Source organism: Streptomyces sp. NPDC020299, assembly GCF_044387825.1.
In the GTDB taxonomy this organism is placed as follows: Bacteria; Actinomycetota; Actinomycetes; order Streptomycetales; family Streptomycetaceae; genus Streptomyces.
In genome coordinates, this window is the sequence record NZ_JBIRWL010000011.1 from 135,065 (window position 1) to 158,560 (window position 23,496).

Annotated in this window: 20 protein-coding genes; 13 read left to right on the plus strand and 7 right to left on the minus strand. The window is 72.7% G+C overall.

Going from position 1 to position 23,496, the window contains the following annotated elements; translation table 11 throughout:
* The first annotated feature begins 173 nt into the window (after positions 1-173).
* On the plus strand, positions 174-1,019 hold the full coding sequence (locus tag ACH45E_RS27160) for an isocitrate lyase/phosphoenolpyruvate mutase family protein (RefSeq protein WP_361446590.1): 846 nt from the start codon (positions 174-176) through the stop codon (positions 1,017-1,019).
* 30 nt (positions 1,020-1,049) lie between these two features.
* Here the strand turns inward: ACH45E_RS27160 and ACH45E_RS27165 are convergent, their stop codons facing one another.
* A complete protein-coding gene (locus ACH45E_RS27165) occupies positions 1,050-1,466 on the minus strand; it encodes an SsgA family sporulation/cell division regulator (protein ID WP_361446592.1) in 417 nt (138 codons plus the stop codon).
* 186 nt (positions 1,467-1,652) lie between these two features.
* On the opposite strand from ACH45E_RS27165, the gene ACH45E_RS27170 reads away from it, so the two are divergent.
* Together ACH45E_RS27170 and ACH45E_RS27175 are read left to right on the plus strand one after the other, a co-directional pair.
* Entirely contained in the window at positions 1,653-2,765 is a 1,113-nt protein-coding gene (locus ACH45E_RS27170) for an oxidoreductase (RefSeq protein ID WP_361446594.1), read from the plus strand.
* 71 nt (positions 2,766-2,836) lie between these two features.
* Positions 2,837-3,175 carry a plasmid stabilization protein gene (locus ACH45E_RS27175; protein ID WP_361446596.1) on the plus strand — a complete coding sequence of 113 codons (339 nt, stop codon included), beginning with the start codon at positions 2,837-2,839 and terminating at the stop codon, positions 3,173-3,175.
* Between the two features lie 10 nt (positions 3,176-3,185).
* Here ACH45E_RS27175 and ACH45E_RS27180 read toward each other — a convergent pair whose 3' ends face one another.
* The gene (locus ACH45E_RS27180; RefSeq protein ID WP_361446598.1) at positions 3,186-3,482 is read right to left on the minus strand and encodes a YciI family protein; all 297 of its coding nucleotides are present in this window, start codon (positions 3,480-3,482) and stop codon (positions 3,186-3,188) included.
* A 63-nt stretch (positions 3,483-3,545) separates the two neighbouring features.
* Between ACH45E_RS27180 and ACH45E_RS27185 the strand changes: the two genes are divergently transcribed.
* Both ACH45E_RS27185 and mmpA read left to right on the plus strand, forming a co-directional pair.
* A complete protein-coding gene (locus ACH45E_RS27185) occupies positions 3,546-4,244 on the plus strand; it encodes an endonuclease V (protein ID WP_361446600.1) in 699 nt (232 codons plus the stop codon).
* A gap of 106 nt (positions 4,245-4,350) precedes the next feature.
* Complete coding sequence (gene mmpA, locus ACH45E_RS27190) at positions 4,351-4,497, plus strand: morphogenic membrane protein MmpA (RefSeq protein WP_361446602.1); 147 nt, start codon at positions 4,351-4,353, stop codon at positions 4,495-4,497.
* A 4-nt stretch (positions 4,498-4,501) separates the two neighbouring features.
* Here mmpA and ACH45E_RS27195 read toward each other — a convergent pair whose 3' ends face one another.
* Entirely contained in the window at positions 4,502-5,680 is a 1,179-nt protein-coding gene (locus tag ACH45E_RS27195; protein ID WP_361446604.1) for a saccharopine dehydrogenase NADP-binding domain-containing protein, read from the minus strand.
* A gap of 219 nt (positions 5,681-5,899) precedes the next feature.
* Here ACH45E_RS27195 and ACH45E_RS27200 point away from each other — a divergent pair, with 219 nt between their 5' ends.
* Genes ACH45E_RS27200 through ACH45E_RS27210 form a run of 3 tightly spaced genes read left to right on the plus strand, consistent with a single transcriptional unit; the run spans position 5,900 to position 10,538 of the window.
* Positions 5,900-7,057, plus strand: coding sequence for a CaiB/BaiF CoA-transferase family protein (locus ACH45E_RS27200; RefSeq protein WP_361446606.1), 1,158 nt, complete (start codon positions 5,900-5,902; stop codon positions 7,055-7,057).
* A 41-nt stretch (positions 7,058-7,098) separates the two neighbouring features.
* Positions 7,099-8,313 (plus strand): acetyl-CoA C-acetyltransferase, encoded by a 1,215-nt coding sequence (locus ACH45E_RS27205; RefSeq protein ID WP_361446607.1) that lies wholly within the window; start codon positions 7,099-7,101, stop codon positions 8,311-8,313.
* Positions 8,314-8,354: 41 nt separating this feature from the next.
* Positions 8,355-10,538, plus strand: a complete 2,184-nt coding sequence (locus tag ACH45E_RS27210; protein ID WP_361446609.1) for a 3-hydroxyacyl-CoA dehydrogenase NAD-binding domain-containing protein — start codon at positions 8,355-8,357, stop codon at positions 10,536-10,538.
* Here ACH45E_RS27210 and ACH45E_RS27215 read toward each other — a convergent pair.
* Positions 10,524-11,258, minus strand: coding sequence for a MerR family transcriptional regulator (locus tag ACH45E_RS27215; protein ID WP_361446611.1), 735 nt, complete (start codon positions 11,256-11,258; stop codon positions 10,524-10,526). The two genes, ACH45E_RS27210 and ACH45E_RS27215, sit on opposite strands and share 15 nt — an antisense overlap.
* Before the next feature lie 212 nt (positions 11,259-11,470).
* Here ACH45E_RS27215 and ACH45E_RS27220 point away from each other — a divergent pair, with 212 nt between their 5' ends.
* Both ACH45E_RS27220 and ACH45E_RS27225 read left to right on the plus strand, forming a co-directional pair.
* Complete coding sequence (locus ACH45E_RS27220) at positions 11,471-12,937, plus strand: amino acid permease (RefSeq protein ID WP_361446612.1); 1,467 nt, start codon at positions 11,471-11,473, stop codon at positions 12,935-12,937.
* 59 nt (positions 12,938-12,996) lie between these two features.
* The gene (locus ACH45E_RS27225) at positions 12,997-13,485 is read left to right on the plus strand and encodes a macro domain-containing protein (protein WP_361446614.1); all 489 of its coding nucleotides are present in this window, start codon (positions 12,997-12,999) and stop codon (positions 13,483-13,485) included.
* A 222-nt stretch (positions 13,486-13,707) separates the two neighbouring features.
* Here ACH45E_RS27225 and ACH45E_RS27230 read toward each other — a convergent pair whose 3' ends face one another.
* Positions 13,708-15,201, minus strand: a complete 1,494-nt coding sequence (locus ACH45E_RS27230) for a M1 family metallopeptidase (protein WP_361446616.1) — start codon at positions 15,199-15,201, stop codon at positions 13,708-13,710.
* Between the two features lie 172 nt (positions 15,202-15,373).
* Here ACH45E_RS27230 and ACH45E_RS27235 point away from each other — a divergent pair, with 172 nt between their 5' ends.
* From ACH45E_RS27235 to ACH45E_RS27245, 3 genes are all read left to right on the plus strand, one after another.
* A complete protein-coding gene (locus tag ACH45E_RS27235) occupies positions 15,374-17,329 on the plus strand; it encodes a Xaa-Pro dipeptidyl-peptidase (RefSeq protein ID WP_361446618.1) in 1,956 nt (651 codons plus the stop codon).
* 111 nt (positions 17,330-17,440) lie between these two features.
* Positions 17,441-18,499: an oxidoreductase gene (locus ACH45E_RS27240; RefSeq protein WP_361446620.1), complete on the plus strand. Its 1,059-nt coding sequence runs from the start codon at positions 17,441-17,443 to the stop codon at positions 18,497-18,499.
* A 13-nt stretch (positions 18,500-18,512) separates the two neighbouring features.
* A complete protein-coding gene (locus ACH45E_RS27245) occupies positions 18,513-20,153 on the plus strand; it encodes an ABC-F family ATP-binding cassette domain-containing protein (protein WP_361446621.1) in 1,641 nt (546 codons plus the stop codon).
* Between the two features lie 256 nt (positions 20,154-20,409).
* Here ACH45E_RS27245 and ACH45E_RS27250 read toward each other — a convergent pair whose 3' ends face one another.
* Both ACH45E_RS27250 and ACH45E_RS27255 read right to left on the minus strand, forming a co-directional pair.
* Positions 20,410-21,003, minus strand: coding sequence for a DinB family protein (locus ACH45E_RS27250; protein ID WP_361446623.1), 594 nt, complete (start codon positions 21,001-21,003; stop codon positions 20,410-20,412).
* 89 nt (positions 21,004-21,092) lie between these two features.
* A complete protein-coding gene (locus ACH45E_RS27255; RefSeq protein WP_361446625.1) occupies positions 21,093-23,495 on the minus strand; it encodes a Tex family protein in 2,403 nt (800 codons plus the stop codon).
* Position 23,496: the final 1 nt, after the last annotated feature.

The following is a 23,496-nucleotide window of genomic DNA, read 5'->3' on the forward strand; positions in this document are numbered from 1 at the left end:
GGGCGCGGTGTCTCAGGACCTCAGACGAGCAACGTCCTTCTCCGATCGACGGCAACAGAAGCGATGTCCACCGTAGGAGGGCGGATGTGCGCCGTCAACGCGATTTACGGGGCCCGCGTCCATGTCGGATTCCTGCCAGCCCCCGCCCCGCCGCGGCTGGTTGAGTGATGCCCATGACGCATCAGATCTCCCTGCGCGACCGTGCCCTGGCCTTCCGCTCCCTGCACGTCCCGGGACGACCGCTGGTCCTGCCGAACGCCTGGGACGCCATGAGCGCCCGGCTCGCCGAGGACGCGGGTGCCGCCGCGGTCGCCACCACCAGCGCCGGGCTCTCCTGGGCCCTGGGGGCCGCCGACGGCGACCGGCTGGACCGGGACCGTGCGCTCCAGGCCGTCGCGCGGGTCGCCGAGACCGTGCGGGTCCCGGTCAGCGCCGACATCGAGACCGGATACGCCGACGACCCCGAGGGCGTCGCCGACACCGTCCGGGCGGTGCTCGCGGCGGGCGCGGTCGGCGTCAACATCGAGGACGCGCTGTACGAGGAGGGGCGGGCCCCGCTGCGGGAGGTCGCGGAGCAGGCCGAGAGGATCGCGGCCGCCCGGGAGGCCGCGGACGCGGAGGGGGTGCCGTTGTTCGTCAACGCCCGCATCGACACCTTCCTGCGGGGCGGCGGTGACTCCGGAGACATGGACGCCACCCTGGAGCGGGCCGCCGCCTTCCGCGCCGCGGGTGCCGACGGGATATTCGTCCCCGGGGCCGTCGAACCGGGGACGGTCAAGGCACTCGTCGAGGGCGTCGACGGGCCGCTCAACGTGCTCGTGGGCCCGGGCGCGCCGCCGGTCGCCGAGCTGGCCGCGCTCGGCGTCGCCCGGGTGAGCGCCGGTTCGGCGGTGGCACAGGCGGCGTACGCCGTGGCCCGTCGTGCCGCGCGGGAGCTGCTGGGCGCGGGGACCTGTGAGGCGCTGGCCGGGGGGCTCGACTACGGCGAGCTCAACGCGCTGCTCGCGCGGGAGCGTTAGCGGGCGTGGCGTGCCGCTCGCGCGGGAGCGTCAGCAGGCGTCGCGCATCAGCTCCGCCAGGTCGTGGTCGAGGTCGAGCTGGAGGTGCTCCCGGCCGGAGGCCACCAGGTCGTTGGTCGCCTGGAGGAAGCGGCGGATCTCGCCGGTGCGCACATGCACGACGGCGGTGCCCTCGGGGGCGTGGAACTCCAGCACGGTGCGGTCGTACCCGTACGGCCGCACCCGCACGTCGCCGTGGCCCTGCGGGGACTGCAGACCGGCCGTCAGCAGCTCACGGGCGAAGGTCCAGCAGACCTCGACGCCCTCCAGGGTGGCCGGGGCGGGGAAGGTCATGCGGACGGCGAACGGGTCGCGCCGGTCGTAGCGCAGCGTGGCGGGAATGCTCGGCATGCGTGGTGCGGCGGCGACGAGGCGGGCCTCTACGGGCTGCTCGATGACGGTGGACAACGCCTTGCTCCCTCGTGACGGCTGGACGGACTTCCGGGGTGTGAGACCGGGCACTGGAAGAGACGACGGAACGAGCCACTCCGTGCACACGTATCGCTAGTGACCTCTGTCACCGCGTTCATGCACGCGCGTACCGAACCGAGGCCGTCTGGACGGCGCCCGGCCGGTGGGCTAGCTTCGCCCGCCATGAGGCGCTCGGGGAACGCGGGACTGACGGGACGCAGGCATCGACGGCCGGCGGGGGCGGTGGCGGCGGGGGTGTGCGGGGTGGCGCTGGCCGCGCTGACCGTCGTACCGGCCCAGGCGCACCCGCCGGAGCACCGGGTGCCGCACTGGGCGCTCAAGGACAGCGGGGCGCCGCAGGCGCGCTTCCGCGGGCTCGCGGCCGTGAACCGGGACACCGCCTGGCTGGCCGGGACCGGCGGCACGGTGCTGCGCACCACCGACGGCGGGGCGAGCTGGCGGAACGTATCGCCGCCCGGCGCAGCGGACCTCCAGTTCCGGGACGTGGCGGCGTTCGACGCGCGGCGCGCGGTGGTGCTGGCCATCGGCGAGGGCGAGGCGTCCCGCGTCTACCGCACCGACGACGGCGGGGCGACCTGGACCGAGTCCTTCCGCAACACCGACCAGAAGGCGTTCTACGACTGCATGGCCTTCTTCGACCGCCGCCACGGCGTGGCGATGAGCGATCCGGTGGACGGCAGGTTCCGCATACTGTCCACCGCCGACGGCGGACGCAGCTGGCGGGTACTGCCCTCCGACGGCATGCCGGCCGCACAGGACGGCGAGGCGGGCTTCGCGGCCAGCGGCCAGTGCCTGGTCGCCTCCGGGCCGAAGGACGTCTGGCTGGCCACCGGCGGAGGGGCACGCGCGCGTGTGCTGCACTCCGCCGACCGCGGCCTGACCTGGACGGCCGCCGACACCCCGGTCCCGGCGGGCGACCCGGCCCGCGGCGTGTTCGCACTCGCCTTCCGTGACCGTACCCACGGCCTCGCGGTCGGCGGCGACTACCGCGCCGACCAGTCCTCCCCGCGGGCGGCCGCGGTCACCCGGGACGGCGGCCGCACCTGGCAGCCGGCGGCCACACCCCCGCCCGCCTACCGCTCCGGCGCCGCCTGGCTCCCGCACAGCCGCACCGCCGCCCTCGCCGTCGGCCCCACCGGCACCGATGTCACCACGGACGGCGGACGCACCTGGAAGACGCTCGACACCGGTTCCTACGACACCGTCGACTGCACCCCGGACCTGAGTTGCTGGGCGGCGGGGGAGCAGGGAAGGGTGGCCCGGCTGGAACGGTGAGCTGAGTCGCCGCGACCCGGGTACTCGTCCTCCGCCGAAAAGGCGCCCCACCGGGAAGGAAAGGAGCGATCATGCCAGCCGGTTCCAGCCCCAAGCGCGAGCGTCAGTACGAGCACATCAAGAAGAGCGCGCAGGACCGGGGCGAGAGTGAGGGACGTGCCAAGGAGATCGCCTCGCGGACGGTGAACAAGGAACGCGCCCGCTCCGGCGAGTCCAGGTCCGCCAGCCGCAGCTCGACGCAGGACAAGTCGTCCGGCGAGCGCGGCGGCCAGCGGTCGGGGAGCCGGTCCGGCCCCCAGGGCCCGACCCGCGACCAGCTGTACAACGAGGCCAAGCAGCGCGGCATCGAGGGCCGTTCGCACATGAACAAGGGCGAGCTGCAGCGCGCGCTGGACGCCAGGAAGGGATGAGCCGCGCCGCTCAGCCGAGAGTCTGCCGGTGGCGTGCCAGCTCCGGAGCCGTCTTCGTGGCGATGAACTCCGTGACGCGGTACGCGCACACACCGGCGACGGCGAACGGATCGCCCGCGACGATCTCCTCGATGCGGGCGCGGTCCCCCGCGACGGCCAGGATCACCCCGCCGTCGCGGGGGTTCTTGCGCCCCGAAGCCAGGAAGAAGCCCTTCTCGTACTGCTCCTCCAGCCACGCCACGTGGTCGGGCAGCAGGGCGTCCACGGCGTCGAGGGGCGCGGCGTAGGTCAGCTCCAGTACGAACATGATCGCGAGCGTACCCCCTGGTGCGGCGCCCACCGCGGATGGAGTCGTACGCTCGTCCGCATCATGACGACCGTACGGATCCCCGCGGGCTGGCCCGCCACCGAGGAGCAGGCCCGCGCCGTCCAGGACGAGTTGCGCGCGCGGGTGGTCCTGGACGAGCCCGGGCCGCTGACCGGCTCCGGCCGCGTGACGGGCGTCGACGTGGCCTACGACGACGAACGGGACGTCGTCGCGGCGGCGGCGGTCGTCCTCGACGCGGCCACCCTGGAGGTGGTCGCCGAGGCGACGGCGGTCGGCCGCGTCTCCTTCCCGTACGTGCCGGGCCTGCTCGCCTTCCGGGAGCTCCCCACCGTCCTGGCCGCCCTCGACGCGCTGCCCTGCCCACCCGGCCTGGTCGTCTGCGACGGCTACGGCCTCGCCCACCCGCGCCGCTTCGGCCTCGCCAGCCACCTGGGCGTGCTCACCGGCCTGCCCACGATCGGCGTCGCCAAGAACCCCTTCACCTTCAGCTACGCCGACCCGGCCCCCGCGCGCGGCAGCGGCTCCCCGCTCCTGTCGGGCACCGAGGAGGTCGGCCGAGCCCTGCGCACCCGGGACGCCGTCAAGCCGGTGTTCGTCTCCGTGGGCCACCGGGTGAACCTCGACAACGCGTGCGCGCACACGCTGGCCCTCACCCCGGCCTACCGGATCCCCGAGAGCACACGCAGGGCGGACACGCTGTGCCGGCGCGCGCTGCGGGAGGCGACCGGGGGAGGCGACTGACGAAGGCTCGCCGTCCTCGGGCTTCACGGCGTACTCAGGGCGTGCGTACGCCGTCTGAGTACGTGTACGGATGTGGCGCCCGGGGCCCGGCGGCAGGCTGGGCCCCATGACGACACACCGCTCCCCGCAGCCCTTGTCCGACCCCGGCCGGCCCGTCGAACGCGCCGTGACGGCCGCTCTGGTCCTCGCCGTGCTGGCGGGGATCGGGTGGATAGGCGGCATGCTGTACACGGTGCTTGTATGGTCCGCCTGACCGGCTAGAAGGACGCCGCCACCCGGAAGGTGATGCCCGCCCCGCTGAGCCGCCGCGTCAGCGCGTCGCCCATCGCCACCGCCGTCGTGACCTGGCCGGCCGTGGGCGGCAGGTCGTCGAAGACCAGGGACAGGGCCGCTTCGGCGAACATCTTGGCCGTCTCGTCGTAGCCCGGGTCTCCGCCCGCCACCTCCGTGAACACGCGCCGGCCGCCGCCCTCGCCGACGAACCGGACCGAGAACCAGCTCTTCGCGCGCTTCTGGGCGCTCGGCCCGTCCCCGGGCCTGAGCCGGCCGGACAGCCAGCGCCGGGCGGGCGGGAGCTGCGCGGCCGCGGCCAGCGCGCCCACGGCCGCCACCCCGCCCAGCGCGACGGGCAGCCGCTTCACGGCCGCGTAGTGCCGGTAGCGGAAGTCGGGCCCGTACCGGTCCAGGGCCTTCGCCGACCGGCGCACGATCTGCGGGTCGATGGTCGGCAGCGGCAGCGCCCAGGCGCCGACGTCCCTGGCGAACCGCGGCACACCCGTCGGCGCGGACGCCCGGCGCTCGATCAGCCGCGGCTCGTGCCGGCCGCGCTCCCGGGCGGCGGCCAGCATCTGCCGCCCGCGCGCGAACTGGTTCAGCGCCGAGGCGAAGGTGCCGCCGGAGAAGGACGCGTCGGCGCTCACGTAGCCGTCCACGGTCAGCGGCACGCCCTGAGGCAGCTGACGGACGGTGAAGAAGGCGCCCAGGTCGTGCGGCACGGAGTCGAAGCCGCAGGCGTGCACCAGCCGGGCACCCGTCTCCCGCGCGCGGGAGTCATGGCGGACGTACATCAGGTCCACGAACTCCGGCTCGCCCGTCAGGTCAAGATAGTCGGCCCCCGTGTCCGCGCACGCGGCGACCAGCGGCTCGCCGTACCGGAGGTAGGGGCCCACCGTCGAGGCCACCACGCGCGCGTGCTCGGCCAGTCGGCGCAACGCGTCCGGATCGGTCACATCGGCCTGGAGGACACCCACGTCCGCGCCCCCCGGCAGCCGCTCCCGCAGCTCGGCCAGCCGGCGCTCGCTGCGGCCGGCGATCGCCCAGCGCAGGTCCTCGGGAGCGTGCGCGGCGAGATACTCCGCGGTGAGCCCGCCGACGAAGCCGGTGGCCCCGAAGAGCACGATGTCGTAGGGACGATCCGTCCTGTTCAGCCTGCTCATGACACCCTTCGGTCGTGCACTCCGCGCCGTTGTCGGTGGCTGAGGCTAGCGTGAGGAATGCGGAGCCCGGCGGCCAGGCCCACGCCGGCCGCGCCGGGCACCGAGTCCGCAGGGTAACTTGGCTAAGCGCTTGCTTGTCCAGCCCTTGTGTCCGATGGAACGTGTTCTTAGCATCAGCAGTGTTACAGCGGTTGTGTCACAGTGACTGGGGGTGCGGAGATGACCACGGCAGGGACGGCGGGACACGGCCCGCTCACGGGTGTGCGCGTGGTCGAGCTGGCCGGCATCGGGCCCGGCCCGTTCGCGGCCATGCTCCTCGCCGACCTGGGCGCCGACGTCGTCCGGGTGGACCGGCCGGGCGGCGCCCCGCTCGGCATCGACCCCGCGTACGACGTGACCAACCGCAACAAGCGCTCCGTGCTGGTCGACCTGAAGTCCGACGGCGGGCCCGCCCGCGTCCTCGACCTGGCCGAACGGGCCGACATCCTCGTCGAGGGCTACCGCCCCGGCGTCGCCGAGCGCCTCGGCGTCGGCCCCGACGCCTGCCGCGCCCGCAACCCCGCGCTGGTCTACGGCCGGATGACCGGCTGGGGCCAGCAGGGCCCCCTCGCCGACCGCGCCGGCCACGACATCGCCTACCTCGCCCCGACCGGCGTCCTCGGCATGATCGGCGACCCGGACGGACCCCCCGCCGTCCCCGCCAACCTCCTCGGCGACTACGCGGGCGGCTCGCTCTATCTCGTCGTCGGCGTCCTCGCCGCACTGACCCACGCGCGCGCGACCGGAACCGGCCAGGTCGTCGACGCGGCCATCGTCGACGGCACCGCCCACCTCTCCGCGATGATCCACGGCATGCTGGCCGCCGGCGGCTGGCAGGACCGGCGCCGCGCCAACCTGCTGGACGGCGGCTGCCCGTACTACGGCACCTACGAGACCGCCGACGGCGGGTACATGGCCGTCGGCGCCCTGGAGCCACAGTTCTACGCCGAGTTCCTCCGGCTGCTCGGCGGCCTGGACGACCTGGCGGGTGCCCGCAAGGACTGGACACGCTGGGGCGAGCTGCGCGAGAGGATCGCCGCCCGCTTCAAGTCCCGTACCCGGGACGAATGGACGGCCCTCTTCGAGGGCACCGACGCCTGCGTGGCGCCCGCGCTGTCCCTGCGCGAGGCCCCGCACCACCCGCACCTCGCCGCCCGGGGCACCTTCACCGAGCACGGCGGCATCACCCAGCCCGCGCCCGCGCCCCGCTTCTCCGCCACTCCGACGACCGTCCGCACCGGCCCCGCCCGGCCCGGCGCCGACACGGCGGCCGTGGCCCGGGACTGGGACATACCCGCGCTCGCCCACCACGACGATCTCGCCCGGGACGGCGACTGATCCCGCCACCGACCGGCCCACCTCCCGCGAAAGGCACCCCAGTGAGCACCGAAGCGTACGTGTACGACGCGATCCGCACCCCGCGCGGCCGCGGCAAGGCGAACGGCGCCCTGCACGGCACCAAGCCCATCGACCTGGTCGTCGGTCTCATCCACGAGCTCCGCGACCGCTTCCCGGGCCTCGACCCGGCCGCGATCGACGACATCGTCCTCGGTGTCGTCGGCCCCGTCGGCGACCAGGGCTCCGACATCGCGCGGATCGCCGCGATCGCCGCCGGACTGCCGGACACGGTCGCGGGCGTGCAGGAGAACCGCTTCTGCGCCTCCGGTCTGGAGGCGGTGAACATGGCCGCCGCCAAGGTCCGTTCGGGCTTCGAGGACCTCGTGCTCGCCGGCGGCGTGGAGTCGATGTCCCGGGTGCCGATGGCCTCCGACGGAGGCGCCTGGTTCAACGACCCGATGACCAACCTCGCCGTCAACTTCGTGCCGCAGGGCATCGGCGCCGACCTCATCGCCACCATCGAGGGCTTCACCCGCCGGGACGTCGACGAATACGCGGCCCTGTCGCAGGAGCGTGCCGCCACCGCCTGGAAGGAGGGCCGCTTCGACCGCTCGGTGGTCCCGGTCAGGGACCGCAGCGGCCTGGTCGTCCTCGACCACGACGAGCACCCGCGGCCGGGCACCACCGCCGACTCCCTGGCGGGGCTCAAGCCGTCGTTCGCCGACATCGGCGAGCTGGGCGGCTTCGACGCGGTCGCGCTGCAGAAGTACCACTGGGTGGAGAAGATCGACCACGTCCACCACGCGGGCAACTCCTCCGGCATCGTCGACGGCGCCTCGCTGGTCGCGATCGGCACCAAGGAGGTCGGCGAGCGCCACGGCCTCACCCCGCGCGCGCGGATCGTCTCCGCCGCCGTCTCCGGTTCCGAACCGACCATCATGCTCACCGGACCCGCCCCCGCCACCCGCAAGGCCCTCGCCAAGGCCGGCCTCACCATCGACGACATCGACCTGGTCGAGATCAACGAGGCGTTCGCGGCGGTCGTGCTGCGCTTCGTCAAGGACATGGGCCTGTCCCTGGACAAGGTCAACGTCAACGGCGGCGCCATCGCGCTCGGCCACCCGCTCGGCGCGACCGGCGCGATGATCCTCGGCACCCTCGTGGACGAACTGGAGCGCCAGGACAAGCGGTACGGTCTCGCCACGCTGTGCGTGGGCGGTGGCATGGGCATCGCCACCATCGTCGAGCGCATCTGAACTCCCCGCGGAATCACGACACTTCAACGGAGACGACTGTCATGACCGAGAGCACCACCATCCGCTGGGAACAGGACGACACCGGTGTCGTCACCCTCGTCCTCGACGACCCCGACCAGTCCGCGAACACCATGAACCAGGCGTTCCGCGACTCCCTCGCCGCGATCACCGACCGCCTGGAGGCGGAGCGGGAGAACATCCGCGGCATCGTCTTCACCTCCGCCAAGAAGACTTTCTTCGCGGGTGGCGACCTGCGCGACCTGATCCGGGTCACCCCCGAGACCGCACAGGAACTGCTCGACGGCGGCCTCGCCATCAAGCGGAACCTGCGCCGCATCGAGACCCTCGGCAAGCCGGTCGTCGCCGCGATCAACGGCGCGGCCCTGGGCGGCGGTTACGAGATCGCCCTGGCCTGCCACCACCGCGTCGCCCTGGACGCGCCCGGCTCCAAGATCGGCTGCCCCGAGGTCACCCTCGGCCTGCTCCCCGGGGGCGGCGGCGTGGTCCGCACCGTCCGGCTGCTCGGCATCGCCGACGCCCTGCTGAAGGTCCTCCTCCAGGGCACCCAGTACACCCCGCAGCGCGCCCTGCAGAACGGCCTCATCCACGAGGTGGCCGCCACCCCCGAGGAACTCCTCGCCAAGGCCCGCGCCTTCATCGACGCCAACCCCGAGTCCCAGCAGCCCTGGGACAGGCCGGGCTACCGGATCCCCGGCGGTACGCCCGCCAACCCGAAGTTCGCGGCGAACCTCCCCGCCTTCCCCGCCACCCTGCGCAAGCAGACCAACGGTGCCCCCTACCCGGCCCCCCGCAACATCCTCGCCGCCGCCGTCGAGGGCGCTCAGGTCGACTTCGAGACCGCGCAGGTGATCGAGGCCCGCTACTTCGTCGAACTGGCCGCGGGCCAGACCTCGAAGAACATGATCCAGGCGTTCTTCTTCGACCTCCAGGCCGTCAACTCCGGCGCCAACCGCCCGAAGGGCGTCGAGCCCCGCAAGGTCCGCAGGGCGGCCGTCCTCGGCGCCGGGATGATGGGCGCGGGCATCGCCTACTCCTGCGCCCGCGCCGGCATCGACGTCGTCCTCAAGGACGTGTCCCTGGAGGCGGCCGTCAAGGGCAAGGGCTACTCCGAGAAGCTGTGCGCCAAGGCCGTCGCGAAGGGCCGTACGACCCAGGAGAAGGCGGACGCGCTGCTGGCCCGCATCACGCCGACCGCCGACGCGCAGGACCTGGCCGGCTGCGACGCGGTGATCGAGGCCGTCTTCGAGGACCCGGCGCTCAAGCACAAGGTGTTCCAGGAGATCGAGCACGTCGTCGCCCCGGACGCGCTGCTGTGCTCCAACACCTCCACCCTGCCCATCACCACGCTCGCCGAGGGCGTCGAACGCCAGGGCGACTTCATCGGCCTGCACTTCTTCTCACCCGTCGACAAGATGCCGCTGGTGGAGATCATCAAGGGCGAGCGGACCGGCGACGAGGCCGTCGCGCGCGCCTTCGACCTGGTCCGGCAGATCGGCAAGACGCCGATCGTCGTCAACGACTCGCGCGGCTTCTTCACCTCGCGGGTGATCGGCCACTTCATCAACGAGGGCGTCGCGATGGTCGGCGAGGGCATCGAGCCGGCCTCCGTGGAGCAGGCCGCCGCACAGGCCGGCTACCCGGCGAAGGTGCTGTCCCTGATGGACGAGCTGACGCTCACCCTCCCGCGGAAGATCCGGACCGAGTCGAGGCGGGCGGTGGAGGAGGCGGGCGGCACCTGGACCGCGCACCCCGCCGAGGCGGTCATCGACCGCATGGTCGACGAGTTCGGCCGCACCGGCCGCAGCGGCGGCGCGGGCTTCTACGAGTATGCCGAGGACGGCAAGCGGGCCGGGCTGTGGCCGGGCCTGCGCGAGCGCTTCACGCGCGCGGGCGCCGAGATCCCCTTCGCGGACATGCAGGAGCGCATGCTCTTCTCCGAGGCGCTGGACACCGTCCGCCTTCTGGAGGAGGGCGTCCTGACCTCGGTCGCCGACGCCAACATCGGCTCCATCCTCGGCATCGGCTTCCCCGGCTGGACCGGTGGCGTGCTCCAGTACATCAACGGCTACGAAGGCGGCCTGCCCGGATTCGTGGCCCGCGCGCGGGAGCTCGCCGCGCGCTACGGCGAGCGCTTCGACCCGCCCGCGCTGCTGGTGGAGAAAGCGGAGAAGGGGGAGCGGTTCGCCGACTCAGCGCGCTCGTGAATCCTTCGTGAGCCACTCGCCCAGCTCTTCCCTCAGCGACCGCTGGAACGTCGTCAGCAGCGCCTGCACCACCAAGGGGTGCATGTGCGCCGACAGGGACTTCACGTCCTGCGTGTCACGTTCCGCCACCTCGCCGCGGAAGAGCTGGGAGAGCTCGCGGGCCGCGGCGCGCGAGTGCTCGACGAGCACCGTGCGCGCCGCGAGGATCGCGTCCTGGGACAGCGGTACGTCGAGCAGCCGGACGCCGAGCCGCAGCAGCCCGCAGTCGACCCGAAACGTTTCCCCGTCGGCGGCCGTGACGACGCCCATCGCCGCCAGCCGGGCCACGTCCTCCTCGGTCAGCGGCCGTCCCGCGCGCCGCTGGAGCTCCCGCCGGGACACCGTCTCCTCGGTGTCCGGCGCCCAGGACGCGACCACCGCCCGGTGGATGGCCAGGTCGTGCGGGGTGAGATCCGGCGGCAGCTGCCGCAGGTACCGCTCGATCGCGGCCAGCGTCATGCCCTGCTGCTGCAGCTCCTCGATGAGGGCCAGCCGGGCCACGTGCCCGGGCCCGTAGTGGCCCACCCGGCGCGGACCGATCACCGGCGGCGGCAGCAGGCCCCTTGCGGCGTAGAAACGGACCGTGCGGACCGTGACGCCCGCGCGGGCGGCCAGTTCGTCGACGGTGAGGGTCGGCTGCCCGGCACCGTCGCCGGCGTCGGTCTCGGCATCGGTCGTCATGTGCAGCAGTATCGCTGTCCCACCAGTACTGCGAAACATGTGATGACCATGTGAGAAGGGCCGCGGTGTGATGTGGACCATCGCATGGCCGCGGCTGTCCCGGGGAAGCTGCCTGCTTGGTCTGTGCCGCGACACAAGGGTGGTGCGGGCCGAGACACGTTCGGACACCCCGGGTCACAAGATCCCGGGGGCACCAGAAAGTGGAACCACCCGTGAGCAAGGACGCCGTGCACTCGGCACAGGTCGCCGACCACCCCCGGGCGACCAGTACACCCGCGGACGCGGGCGACGCCGGCTACAGCAAGGGCCTCAAGCACCGCCACGTCAACATGATCGCCATCGGCGGCGCCATCGGCACCGGGCTCTTCCTGGGCGCCGGCGGCCGTCTGCACACCGCGGGCCCGGCGCTCGCCCTGGCCTACCTGGTCTGCGGCGTCTTCGCGTTCTTCGTCGTGCGGGCCCTGGGCGAGCTGGTGCTCTACCGGCCCTCCTCCGGCTCCTTCGTGTCGTACGCGCGCGAGTTCCTCGGCGAGAAGGGCGCCTACGTCGCCGGCTGGATGTACTTCCTGAACTGGTCGACCACCGGCATCGCCGACATCACCGCGATCGCGCTGTACACGCACTACTGGAGCCTGTTCACCCCGATTCCGCAGTGGGTGCTCGCCCTGGTCGCCCTCGCGGTGGTCCTCGCCGTGAACCTGATCTCCGTGAAGATCTTCGGCGAGATGGAGTTCTGGTTCGCGATCATCAAGGTCGCCACCCTCGTCGCCTTCATGCTGATCGGCATCTTTCTGCTGGCCACCCAGCACCACGTGGACGGTCATGCCCCCGGCATGAGCGTGATCACGGACAACGGCGGCATCCTCCCGCACGGCATGATGCCGGTCGTCCTGGTCATGCAGGGCGTGATCTTCGCCTACGCCGCCCTGGAGCTGGTGGGCGTCGCCGCGGGCGAGACCGCAGAGCCGGAGAAGATCGTCCCGCGCGCGGTGAACTCGATCATGTGGCGGGTGGGCCTGTTCTACGTCGGCTCGGTCGTCCTGCTGGCCCTGCTGCTGCCCGGCTCGGTGTACTCCGCCGACCAGAGCCCCTTCGTGACGGTCCTGTCGAAGATCGGCGTCTCCGGCGCGGGTGACGTGATGAACCTGGTCGTGCTCACCGCCGCCATGTCGTCGCTGAACTCCGGCCTGTACTCCACCGGCCGCATCCTGCGCTCCATGGCGATGGCCGGCTCGGCGCCGAAGTTCACCGCCCGCATGAACCGCAGCCAGGTCCCCTACGGCGGCATCCTGCTCACCTGCGCGGTGTGCGTGGCCGGTGTCGTCCTGAACTACCTCGTGCCGAGCCAGGCCTTCGAGATCGTGCTGAACGTCGCCTCCCTCGGCATCATCAGCACCTGGGTGATCATCATGGTCTGCCACCTGGTCTTCGTCCGGCGCGCCCGGGCGGGCGAGGTCACCCGGCCGCACTTCCGCCTGCCGTTCAGCCCGGTCACCGAGATCACCACGATCGCGTTCCTGCTGGCCTGCCTCGGCATGATGTGGAACGACCCCGAGGTCGGCCGCCGGACCCTGTTCCTCATCCCGCTGATCGCCGTACTGCTGATCGGCGGCTGGTTCGGGGTGCGCCGCCGGGTCGAGCGGACCGCCGAGCGGGAGCTGAACGGCCTCAGGAACTGAGGCAGCGGACGAAGCAGCAGGTCACGGCCATTGTCAGTGGCGGCCTCTACGGTGGCGTCATGTCGGGGATCTCGTATGTCCGGGGTGACGCCACCGTGCCGTCGGTCAAGGGCGTCAAGGTGATCGCCCATGTCTGCAACGACATCGGCGGCTGGGGGAAGGGCTTCGTGCTGGCCCTCTCGCACCGCTGGCCGGAGCCGGAGGCCGCGTACCGCGCCTGGCACCGCGACCGCGCGGTGAACGACTTCGGCCTCGGCGCGGTCCAGCTCGTCCGCGTCGAGCGGTACGTGTGGGTGGCCAACATGGTCGGCCAACGGGGCATACGCACCGGCAGCAAGGGCGCCCCGGTGCGCTACGAGGCGATAGACGCGGCGCTGGGCCGGCTCGCCGACGAGGCGGCCGGACTCGGCGCGTCCGTGCACATGCCCCGCATAGGCTGCGGGCTCGCGGGCGGGAAGTGGTCCCGGATCGAGCCGCTGATCACCGAGCGGCTGGTCGGGCGGGGGATCGCGGTGACGGTGTACGACCACGGGGAGGGGCCGGGGTGAGCAGCGGTACCGTCGCCCCGGCCGAGGCGCGCGGGCTGGGCCCCTGCCCGCCACCGCCGGGGCCGCGTGCACGCGAGCAAGCGCCAGGCCGCGGTGCCGGCGGCCCCGGCGGCGCCGACGTCGGACGCGGGCCCGCAGCAGCGGCCCGGCGGTGAGCGCCGGGGCCGAGCCCAGCCCCGGCCGGGAGCCGGGGCGAGCTCCCGGCTCCCGGCCAGGGCCGCGTCAGTGCGCGTGCACGTCGTTCGTCGCCTCGATCTTCTTCCACGACCTCGGCCGGACCGGCGCCACCGCCGGCTCGGTGAGGGACGCGGTGCGGGCCGCGGGCGCGGACGGCTTCGACGGCTGGAACAGCCAGGTGTCGAAGAGCGCGGCGAGGGGCTTGCCGGAGACCCGCTCGGCGTACTTCTGGAAGTCGGCCACCGAGGCGTTGCCGTACGCGTGCTCCTTCGGCCAGCCCTTGAGGATGGCGAAGAAGGCGTCGTCGCCGACCTCGCCCCGCAACGCCTGGACGGCGAGCGCGCCCCGGTCGTACACCGCGGTGTCGAACTGGTTGTCCGGGCCGGGGTCACCGGGCGCGACCGTCCAGAACGCGTCGTCGGCCGGGTGCGAGGCGTACACATAGTCCGCCAGCTCCTGCGTGGTGCCCTCGCCCTCGTGCTCGGACCACAGCCACTGCGCGTACCGCGCGAAGCCCTCGTTGATCCAGATGTCCTTCCAGCCCTTCAGCGACACATCGTCGCCGTACCACTGGTGGGCCAGCTCGTGCACCACCACGGAGGTGTTGGAGCCGTTGGCGAACTGCTTGGGGCTGTAGTACACCCGGGTCTGCGTCTCCAGCGCGTACCCGGTGGTGGTGTTGGGTACGTAGCCGCCCGCCGAGGAGAAGGGGTACGGGCCGAAGTAGCCGCTGAGCCAGTCCACCAGCTCCCCGGTCCGCTCCACGCTCGCCCGGGCCGCCCCGTCGTTGTCGCCGAGGTCCTTGCTGTAGGCGTTGACGACGGGGACACCGCCCTCGGAGGTACTGGTCGTGATGTCGAACTTCCCGACCGCGAGGGTGGCCAGATACGTCGCCTGCGGCTTGTTCTGCCGCCAGGTGTAGCGGGTCCAGCCGAGCTTCGAACTCGTCGACTGCAGCGTGCCGTTGGAGAGGGCCTGGGTGCCGTCCGGCACGGCCACCGACACGTCGTAGGTGGCCTTGTCCAGCGGGTGGTCGTTGCTGGGGAACCACCACCAGGCCGCCTCGGGCTCGTCCGCGGCGACGGCCCCGTCCGGGGTGCGGTGCCAGGTCGAGAACCCGTAGGCGCTCTTCGTCGACGGCACCCCGCTGTAGCGGACCACGACGGTGATCGGCGTGCCCTTCGCCAGCGGCGTCCTCGGGGTGATCTCCAGCTCGTGCTGACCGGAGGTGGCGAAGGCCGCCGCGGCCCCGTTGACCCGGACCTCGCTCACGTCCAGCAGGAAGTCCAGGTCAAAGCGGGACAGGTCCTCGGTGGTCCGCGCCAGGATCGTCGCGGTGCCCTGGAGCTCGTCCGTCGCCGGCTGGTACTGGAGCCTCAGGTCGTAGTGCGAGACGTCGTAGCCGCCGTTGCCGTAGTACGGGTAGTAGGGGTCGCCGATGCCCGGTGCGCCGGGTGCGTAGCTCGCGGCCGATGCCGGGATCGCCAGCAGGAGGGAGGCCGCCGCGAGTACGCCCGGGGCGAGGATTCTGCGGTGCACGTCAGCTCCAAGTCGTAGGGACGACAAGTCTGTTCGGAGCCTATTCAGACCCTGTGGCTCCTGGCGTGTCCACAGCACCCCCTGTCACACGATCGCCATTCGGCCGTCACGAACCCGACGGCCACTCATATGCCCCCTTCTGCACGGGAGTTGACCGGGGTACCGTCCGCGCATGCCGAAACGCACGCGCTTCACGATCTGGAGAACGTCCGCGACCGCGGCCGTCGCCGTCCTCATGGCCGCCTTCCTCACCCCGGCCGCGGCCCACGCCACCCCGGCCCCGAGGGAGAGCCGGCCGGTCTACTCCTACGCCGACGCCGTCCGCGAGTCCGTCTGGGTGGACACCGGCCTCGACGGCGACGGCGACGGGAAGAGCGACCGCGTCGCCGCCGACATCGTCCGGCCGAGCGAACCCGCCCGGCAGGGCCGCAAGATCCCCGTCATCATGGACGCCAGCCCGTACTACTCCTGCTGTGGGCGCGGCAACGAGAGCCAGAAGAAGACCTACGACGCGAGCGGCCACGTCGTGCAGATGCCGCTGTTCTACGACAACTACTTCGTGCCCCGCGGCTACGCCTTCGTCGGTGTCGACCTCGCCGGCACCAACCGCTCCGACGGCTGTATCGACATCGGCGGCCGCAGCGACATCCAGTCCGCGAAGGCCGTCGTCGACTGGCTGAACGGCCGCGCCCGCGCCTACACCAGCCGTACCGGCACCACCACCGTCAAGGCGACCTGGACCAACGGCCGCACCGGCATGATCGGCAAGAGCTGGGACGGCACCATCGCCAACGGCGTCGCCGCCACCGGCGTCAGGGGACTGAAGACCATCGTGCCGATCAGCGCCATCTCCTCCTGGTACGACTACTACTTCGCCAAGGGCGCCCCGCTGTACGACTCCGGCCCCGACGCGCTGTCCGACGCGGTGGAGAGCGACGCCGCCCACGCGAAGTGCGCCGCCGTCCAGCGCACACTCGTCGACGGAGCCCCGCGCACCGGCGACTGGACCCCTCTGTGGACCGAGCGGGACTACGTCAAGGACGCGGCCAAGGTACGGGCGAGCGTCTTCCTCGTGCACGGCATGCAGGACCTCAACGTCCGCACCAAGCACTTCGGCCAGTGGTGGGACGCCCTCGCCAAGCACGGCGTCGAGCGCAAGATCTGGCTCTCCCAGACCGGGCACGTCGACCCCTTCGACTACCGGCGCACCGACTGGGTCGAGACCCTGCACCGCTGGTTCGACCACGAACTCCTCGGCTACGCCAACGGCATCGACCACGAGCCCATGGCCGACATCGAGCGCCACCCCGACCAGTGGGTCACCTCGAAGGCCTGGCCGCCGCGCACCACGCGGGCCACCACGCTGCGCCCGGCCACCGGCCCGCGGGCGGGCGTCGGCACCCTCGGCCTGCGCAAGGGCTCCGGCACCGAGACCTTCACCGACAACCCGCGCCTCGGCGAGACCGACTGGGCCGCGAAGCTCACCCGGCCGACCTCCGAGAAGGCCGGCTTCCTCACCCGGCCGCTCACCCGTGACCTCCGCCTGTCCGGCTCCTCCAAGGTCACCGTCACCGCCACCCCGACCACCTCGACGGCCCACCTGTCCGCCGTCCTCGTCGACCTCGGCCCCGACACGATCCGGGACTACGCGGACGACGCCGAGGGCATCACCACGCTCACCGACCGCACCTGCTGGGGCGCGAGTACCGCCGGGGACAGCGCCTGCTTCAAGAAGACCCGGGCGAAGACGGCCGCCGTCGGCTACACGGTCCTCAGCCGCGGCTGGGCCGACCTCGGCAACTACGCCTCCGACCGCAAGGGCGTCCCGCTGACCCCGGGCAAGGCGTACACCATCACGCTCGACCTCGCGGCCACCGACCACGTCGTCCCCAAGGGCCACCGGCTGGCGCTGATCGTCGCGGGTACGGACAAGGACCTCATCGATCCGCCGTCCACCACCCCGACGCTCACCCTGGACCTGGCCCGTACGTCGGCCCGGGTGCCGTTCGTCGGCGGCGCCGCCGCGTTCACCCGTGCCACCTCGGGCGGCACGTCCGCCGCGCCGAAGGCCACCACACTGGACGGCGTGGAGGCGCCGCGCGCCATCCGGCACCTCCCCGCCGGCTGACGGGCGCGGGCGGCCGGGCGAGCGGGCCCGGCCGCCCCCCCCCAGGGTGTGACGGCGGCGGAACATGTCGTGCGGCGCTCGGTTCCGTCCCGCTCCGGGAATACTCTCGGCATGTCTGCCGCACACGCGACCTTCGGCCTGGCACCGGCGACGCGCGCCGGCGGTCTCCTCGCCGACGGCGGCCACCAGCTCCACCGGGACTTCCTGGACTTCGTGGTCGACGGCCGTCCGCTGCTGCTGCGGCTCCCGTCCCTCGACGCGGTCTCCCCGCTCGCCTTGGACGTGCCGCCCGCGCTCTTCACCGCGCGGGTCCGCGGCCTGCTGCTGGAGACCGGGGCGCCGCTCCCGGGCGGCCGGTTCGTCCTCTACGGCTGCCCCGAGTGCGCGGACCTGGCGTGCGGCGCGGTCACCGCCGTCATCGAACGGGACGGCGACGACTACGTCTGGCGGGACTTCGCCCGGCAGTCGGACGACGACGCGGACCCCGACTTCGACGGCTACCACGGCGTCGGGCCGTTCCGCTTCCACGGGCCCGAGTACCGGGCGGCCCTGGGCGCGCTGCTCGACGGCGACGGCCCCCCGCCCCGCCGCCGCGTCCTGCTGATCGGCGCCCGCGCCGCCCTGCTCGCCAGGCTCGCCGCCGCCCTGCGCTCCACCGGCATCGGCGCCGACATCACCCCCGGCATCGACGACGTGCCCGCCGAGGAGCTGCGCCCGTACGGCGCCGTCGCCTTCGGCCCCGCCCTCGGCGAGGACGAACGGGCCGCCGCCCGCCGGGTGTTCGAGCGGGCCGGGAACGCCGCGGTCTTCGTCGAGGGCCTCGCCCCGATCGTCCCGCTGCTCGTCGCGCAGGTCGAACAGGCCCTGGACCGGAGCCCTGTCGCACAGCGCCGTCTGACCGGTCTGGCGGCCGACTGCGGCGCAGCGGAGGTCGAGGTCGCCTCGCCCTGCCGGGTGCGCCTGACCGCGTACCGCCTCGACCGGCTCTCCCGGACCCGCGCCCACGAGGTCTTCGACGGGGTGCTTCAGACCGGGCGGCACCGCATCGCGCTGGACGCGGAGACGGTGAAGGGGCAGGCCTTCGTGGTGGCCCGGACGTCCGCGAGCGTGCTGGTGGCGGCGGTGACCCGCCGGGAAACCCGGCTGAGCGGCGGGCGGCCGGGCCGTTAGGATCGGCGTCCTGATGACTGCCACCCTCGTCGCCAAGAACCTCGCCGCCGGCCACGGCGACCGCTCGCTCTTCTCCGGCCTCGACCTCGTCGTCGCCCCCGGAGACGTGATCGGGCTCGTCGGAGCCAACGGCGCGGGCAAGTCCACGCTGCTGCGCATGCTCGCCGGACTGGCCGTGCCGGAAGAGGGCGAGCTCAGGCTCTCCCCGCCCACCGCGACCGTGGGACACCTCCCGCAGGAGCCGGAGCGCCGGCCCGGCGAGACCGTACGGGAGTTCCTGGCCCGCCGCACCGGCGTCGCCGAGGCCCAGCGGACGATGGACCAGGCCACCGAGGCACTGGTCGAGGGCGCGCCCGGCGCCGACGACGCCTACGCGGTCAGCCTGGAGCGCTGGCTTGACCTCGGCGGCGCCGACCTGGACGAAAGGGCCGAGGAGGTCGCCGACTCCCTCGGCCTGGCCGTGGACCTGGACCAGCCGATGACCTCCCTCTCCGGCGGCCAGGCGGCCCGCGCGGGTCTCGCCTCCCTGCTGCTCTCCCGCTACGACGTGTTCCTGCTCGACGAGCCCACCAACGACCTCGACCTGGACGGCCTGGAGCGCCTCGAACGCTTCGTCACCGGACTGCGCGCGGGCACCGTCGTCGTCAGCCACGACCGCGAGTTCCTCACCCGCACGGTCACCAAGGTCCTCGAACTCGACCTCGCCCAGCGGCAGATCAACCTCTACGGCGGCGGCTACGACGCCTACCTGGAGGAACGCGAGACGTCCCGCCGGCACGCCCGGGACGACTACGAGGAGTACGCCGACAAGAAGGCGGCCCTCCAGGACCGGGCGCAGACGCAGCGCTCCTGGATGGACAAGGGCGTGAAGAACGCGCGCCGCAAGGCGGGCAACGACAACGACAAGATCGGCCGCAAGTTCCGCAGCGAGGCCAGCGAGAAGCAGGCCGCGAAGGCCCGCCAGACCCAGCGCATGATCGAGCGCCTCGAGGCCGTCGAGGAGCCCCGCAAGGAGTGGGAACTGCGCATGGAGATCGCGGCGGCCCCGCGGTCCGGCTCGGTCGTGGCCTCGCTGCGGGACGCGGAGGTACGGCGCGGCGACTTCACCTTCGGGCCGGTCTCCCTGCAGATCGACTGGGCGGACCGGGTCGCGGTCACCGGTGCCAACGGCGCGGGCAAGTCCACCCTGCTCGGTGCGCTGCTCGGCCGGATCCCGCTGGACGCCGGGCACGCGGCGCTCGGTTCGGGCGTCCTGGTCGGCGAGGTCGACCAGGCCCGCGGGCTGTTCCACGGTCCGCAGGCCCTGCTGGACGCCTTCTGCGCGGCCGTCCCCGACACCGAGCCGGTCGAGGTGCGCACCCTGCTGGCCAAGTTCGGCCTGAAGTCGGACCACGTGCTGCGCCCGGCCGCGAGCCTCTCCCCGGGCGAACGCACCCGCGCCGCCCTGGCCCTGCTCCAGGGCCGCGGCGTCAACCTCCTCGTCCTGGACGAGCCGACGAACCACCTCGACCTGCCCGCCATCGAACAACTGGAGTCGGCCCTCGACTCCTACGAGGGCACGCTCCTCCTGGTCACCCACGACCGGCGGATGCTGGACGCGGTACGGGTGACCCGCCGCCTCGAGGTCGCGGCCGGCAAGGTGACCGAGCGCTAGGGCCTGTCGTCACATTCCCCGTCGTCGCCCGAAGGGCGGCCCCGCGGCGTCGTGGGGGAGCGTGCTCTGGGGGTCCCCCCGGCCGAAGGCTGGGGGAGTGCCGGGCGGAAGGCCCCGTCGACGGACCGGACGTACGTGGGCTTTCGCCCGGTGCGGCGAGTGGGGGCACCTCCCACGCCCTTGAGGCAGTGGGGGAGCGTGCCAGGCGTCGTGGGGCAGACGGGAATGTGACGACAGGCCCTAGGACGAGCAAGCGCTAGGCGTACCGAAGTCGCGCCGCCCTGGCCGCCTCCTCCACCCGGCTCCGGTGCCTCTGCCGTGTCCCGGCGTCCCCGGGAGACATGTTGAGGCCCTTCTCACGCTGGCCGGCCGTCCCGTCGATCAGCTCCCGGACGATGTCGGCGTGCCCGGCGTGCCGCTGGGTCTCGGCGACCATGTGGGTGAGGACGCGGTGGAGCGTGGTGTCGTTCCCCGGCCCCCCGGGCACCTGGCCGACCGCGTCCAGCGGCAGCGCGGCGATCGTCTCGTCCGAGTGGGCCCAGGCCCGCCGGTACAGGCCGGTGATCTCCTCCCGGGTCTCCTCGGGCCGCGCCCACAGGTCCGCGTCCGGCTCGGCGTCACCGGTGATCCACAGCGCGGGCCCGTCGCCGAAGGGCCGCCCGAAGGTCGCGCCGAAGTACAGCGCCTCGGCACCGGCGAGGTGCTTGACCAGTCCGAGCAGGTTGGTGCCGGTGGGGGTGAGAGGCCGCCGGAGGTCGTACTCGGACAGGCCGTCCAGCTTCCACAGCAGCACATCGCGGGCGTCCTGCAGATACACCTGGAGGTCGGCCTTGGGGTCGGTTGCGGGCATGGGGCCAGTCTCGCCGCCCGATGACCGGCCGGACCACCGGTTTTACGCGGGGCCGGGCGCTCCCTCGCCAAAGGCCCGGCCCCGGGTGCTCAGCGCCGCCCGTTCTTCGGATCGACCAGCCCCGCGCGCCGCAGCGCGTCGGCCATCGCGCTGTTGGCGGGCGGCGGGGCAGCCTGACGGGAGCCGCCGCCTCCTCCGCCCCCGCCGCCGCGGCCCTGGCGCTGCTGCGGTGGGCGTCCGCCGCGCTGCCGCCGCTCGCCGCCGCCCTGCTGCCGCTCCTGCGGCGCGGCCTCGTCGTCCAGGCGCAGGGTCAGCGAGATCCGCTTGCGCGGGATGTCCACGTCGAGGACCTTCACCTTGACGATGTCACCGGGCTTCACGACATCGCGCGGGTCCTTCACGAACGTCCGCGACATCGCGGAGACGTGCACCAGACCGTCCTGGTGGACGCCGACGTCCACGAACGCCCCGAAGGCCGCCACGTTCGTCACGACGCCCTCCAGGACCATCCCGGAGGACAGGTCGGAGATCTTCTCCACACCCTCCTTGAAGGTGGCCGTCTTGAAGGCGGGACGCGGGTCGCGCCCCGGCTTCTCCAGTTCCTTGAGGATGTCGGTGACCGTCGGCAGACCGAACGTCTCGTCCACGAACTCCGTCGGCTTCAGCGACCGCAGCACCGAGGTGTTGCCGATGAGCGCGGCCACCTCCTGGCCGGACGTCTTCACCATCCGCCGCACGACCGGGTACGCCTCCGGGTGCACGCTGGAGGCGTCCAGCGGGTCGCCGCCGCGGATACGGAGGAAGCCCGCGCACTGCTCGTACGCCTTCGGGCCCAGCCGGGCCACCTTCTTCAGCTCGGTCCGCGCCGTGAACGGGCCGTTCGCGTCCCGGTGCGCCACGATGTTCTCCGCGAGCCCGGAGGTGATGCCGGATACCCGGGCCAGCAGCGGGGCCGACGCCGTGTTCACGTCCACACCCACGCCGTTCACACAGTCCTCCACCACCGCGTCCAGCGAACGCGACAGCTTCACCTCGGACAGGTCGTGCTGGTACTGGCCGACGCCGATCGACTTCGGGTCGATCTTCACCAGCTCGGCCAGCGGATCCTGGAGCCGGCGCGCGATGGAGACCGCGCCGCGCAGCGACACGTCCATGTCGGGCAGCTCCTGCGAGGCGAAGGCGGAGGCCGAGTACACGGAGGCGCCCGCCTCGGACACCATCACCTTGGTGAGCTTCAGCTCCGGGTGCTTCTCGATGAGGTCCCCGGCGAGCTTGTCGGTCTCCCGGGACGCGGTGCCGTTGCCGATCGCGACCAGCTCGACCGCGTGCTCCTTCGCCAGCCGGGCCAGCTTCGCGAGGGCCTCGTCCCACTTGTTGGCCGGGACGTGCGGGTAGATCACGTCGGTGGCCACGACCTTGCCGGTCGCGTCGACCACGGCCACCTTCACGCCCGTTCGGAAGCCCGGGTCCAGGCCCAGCGTCGCGCGCGTGCCCGCAGGGGCGGCGAGCAGCAGGTCGCGCAGGTTCGCCGCGAACACGTTCACCGCCTCGTCCTCGGCGGCCGTGCGCAGCCTGAGGCGCAGGTCGATGCCGAGGTGTACGAGGATGCGGGTGCGCCAGGCCCAGCGGACCGTGTCGGTCAGCCACTTGTCGCCGGGACGTCCGCGGTCGGCGATCGCGAACTTGTGGGCGACGATCCCCTCGTACGAGGACGGGGCCGATGAGGATTCGGCCGGCTCCTCCGGCTCCAGGACGAGGTCGAGGACCTCCTCCTTCTCGCCGCGCAGCATGGCGAGGATGCGGTGCGAGGGCAGCTCGGTGAAGGGCTCGGCGAAGTCGAAGTAGTCGGCGAACTTGGCGCCCGTCTCCTCCTTGCCGTCCCGCACCTTGGCGGCCAGCCGCCCGCGCACCCACATCCGCTCGCGCAGCTCGCCGATCAGGTCGGCGTCCTCCGAGAACCGCTCGGTGAGGATCGCCCGCGCGCCGTCGAGGGCGGCCTGCGGGTCGGCGACGCCCTTGCCGGCGTCGACGAACGCGGCGGCCGCGGCGAGGGGTTCGACGCCCGGGTCGCCCAGCAGCCCTTCGGCCAGCGGTTCCAGGCCCGCCTCGCGTGCGATCTGCGCCTTGGTGCGCCGCTTGGGCTTGTACGGCAGGTAGATGTCCTCCAGGCGCGCCTTGGTCTGGGCGCCAAGGATCCGCGCCTCGAGTTCGTCCGTGAGCTTGCCCTGCTCGCGCACCGACTCCAGGATCGCCGCCCGCCGCTCCTCGAGCTCCCGCAGGTAGCGCAGCCGTTCCTCGAGCGTGCGCAGCTGCGCGTCGTCGAGCATCTCGGTCGCTTCCTTGCGGTAGCGGGCGATGAAGGGCACCGTCGAACCGCCGTCGAGCAGTTCGACCGCGGCCTTCACCTGCCGCTCCCGTACGCCGAGCTCCTCGGCGATCCTGCCTTCGATGGACCCTACGTTGATGGACCCGCTGGACCCGGGTGTCGTCACG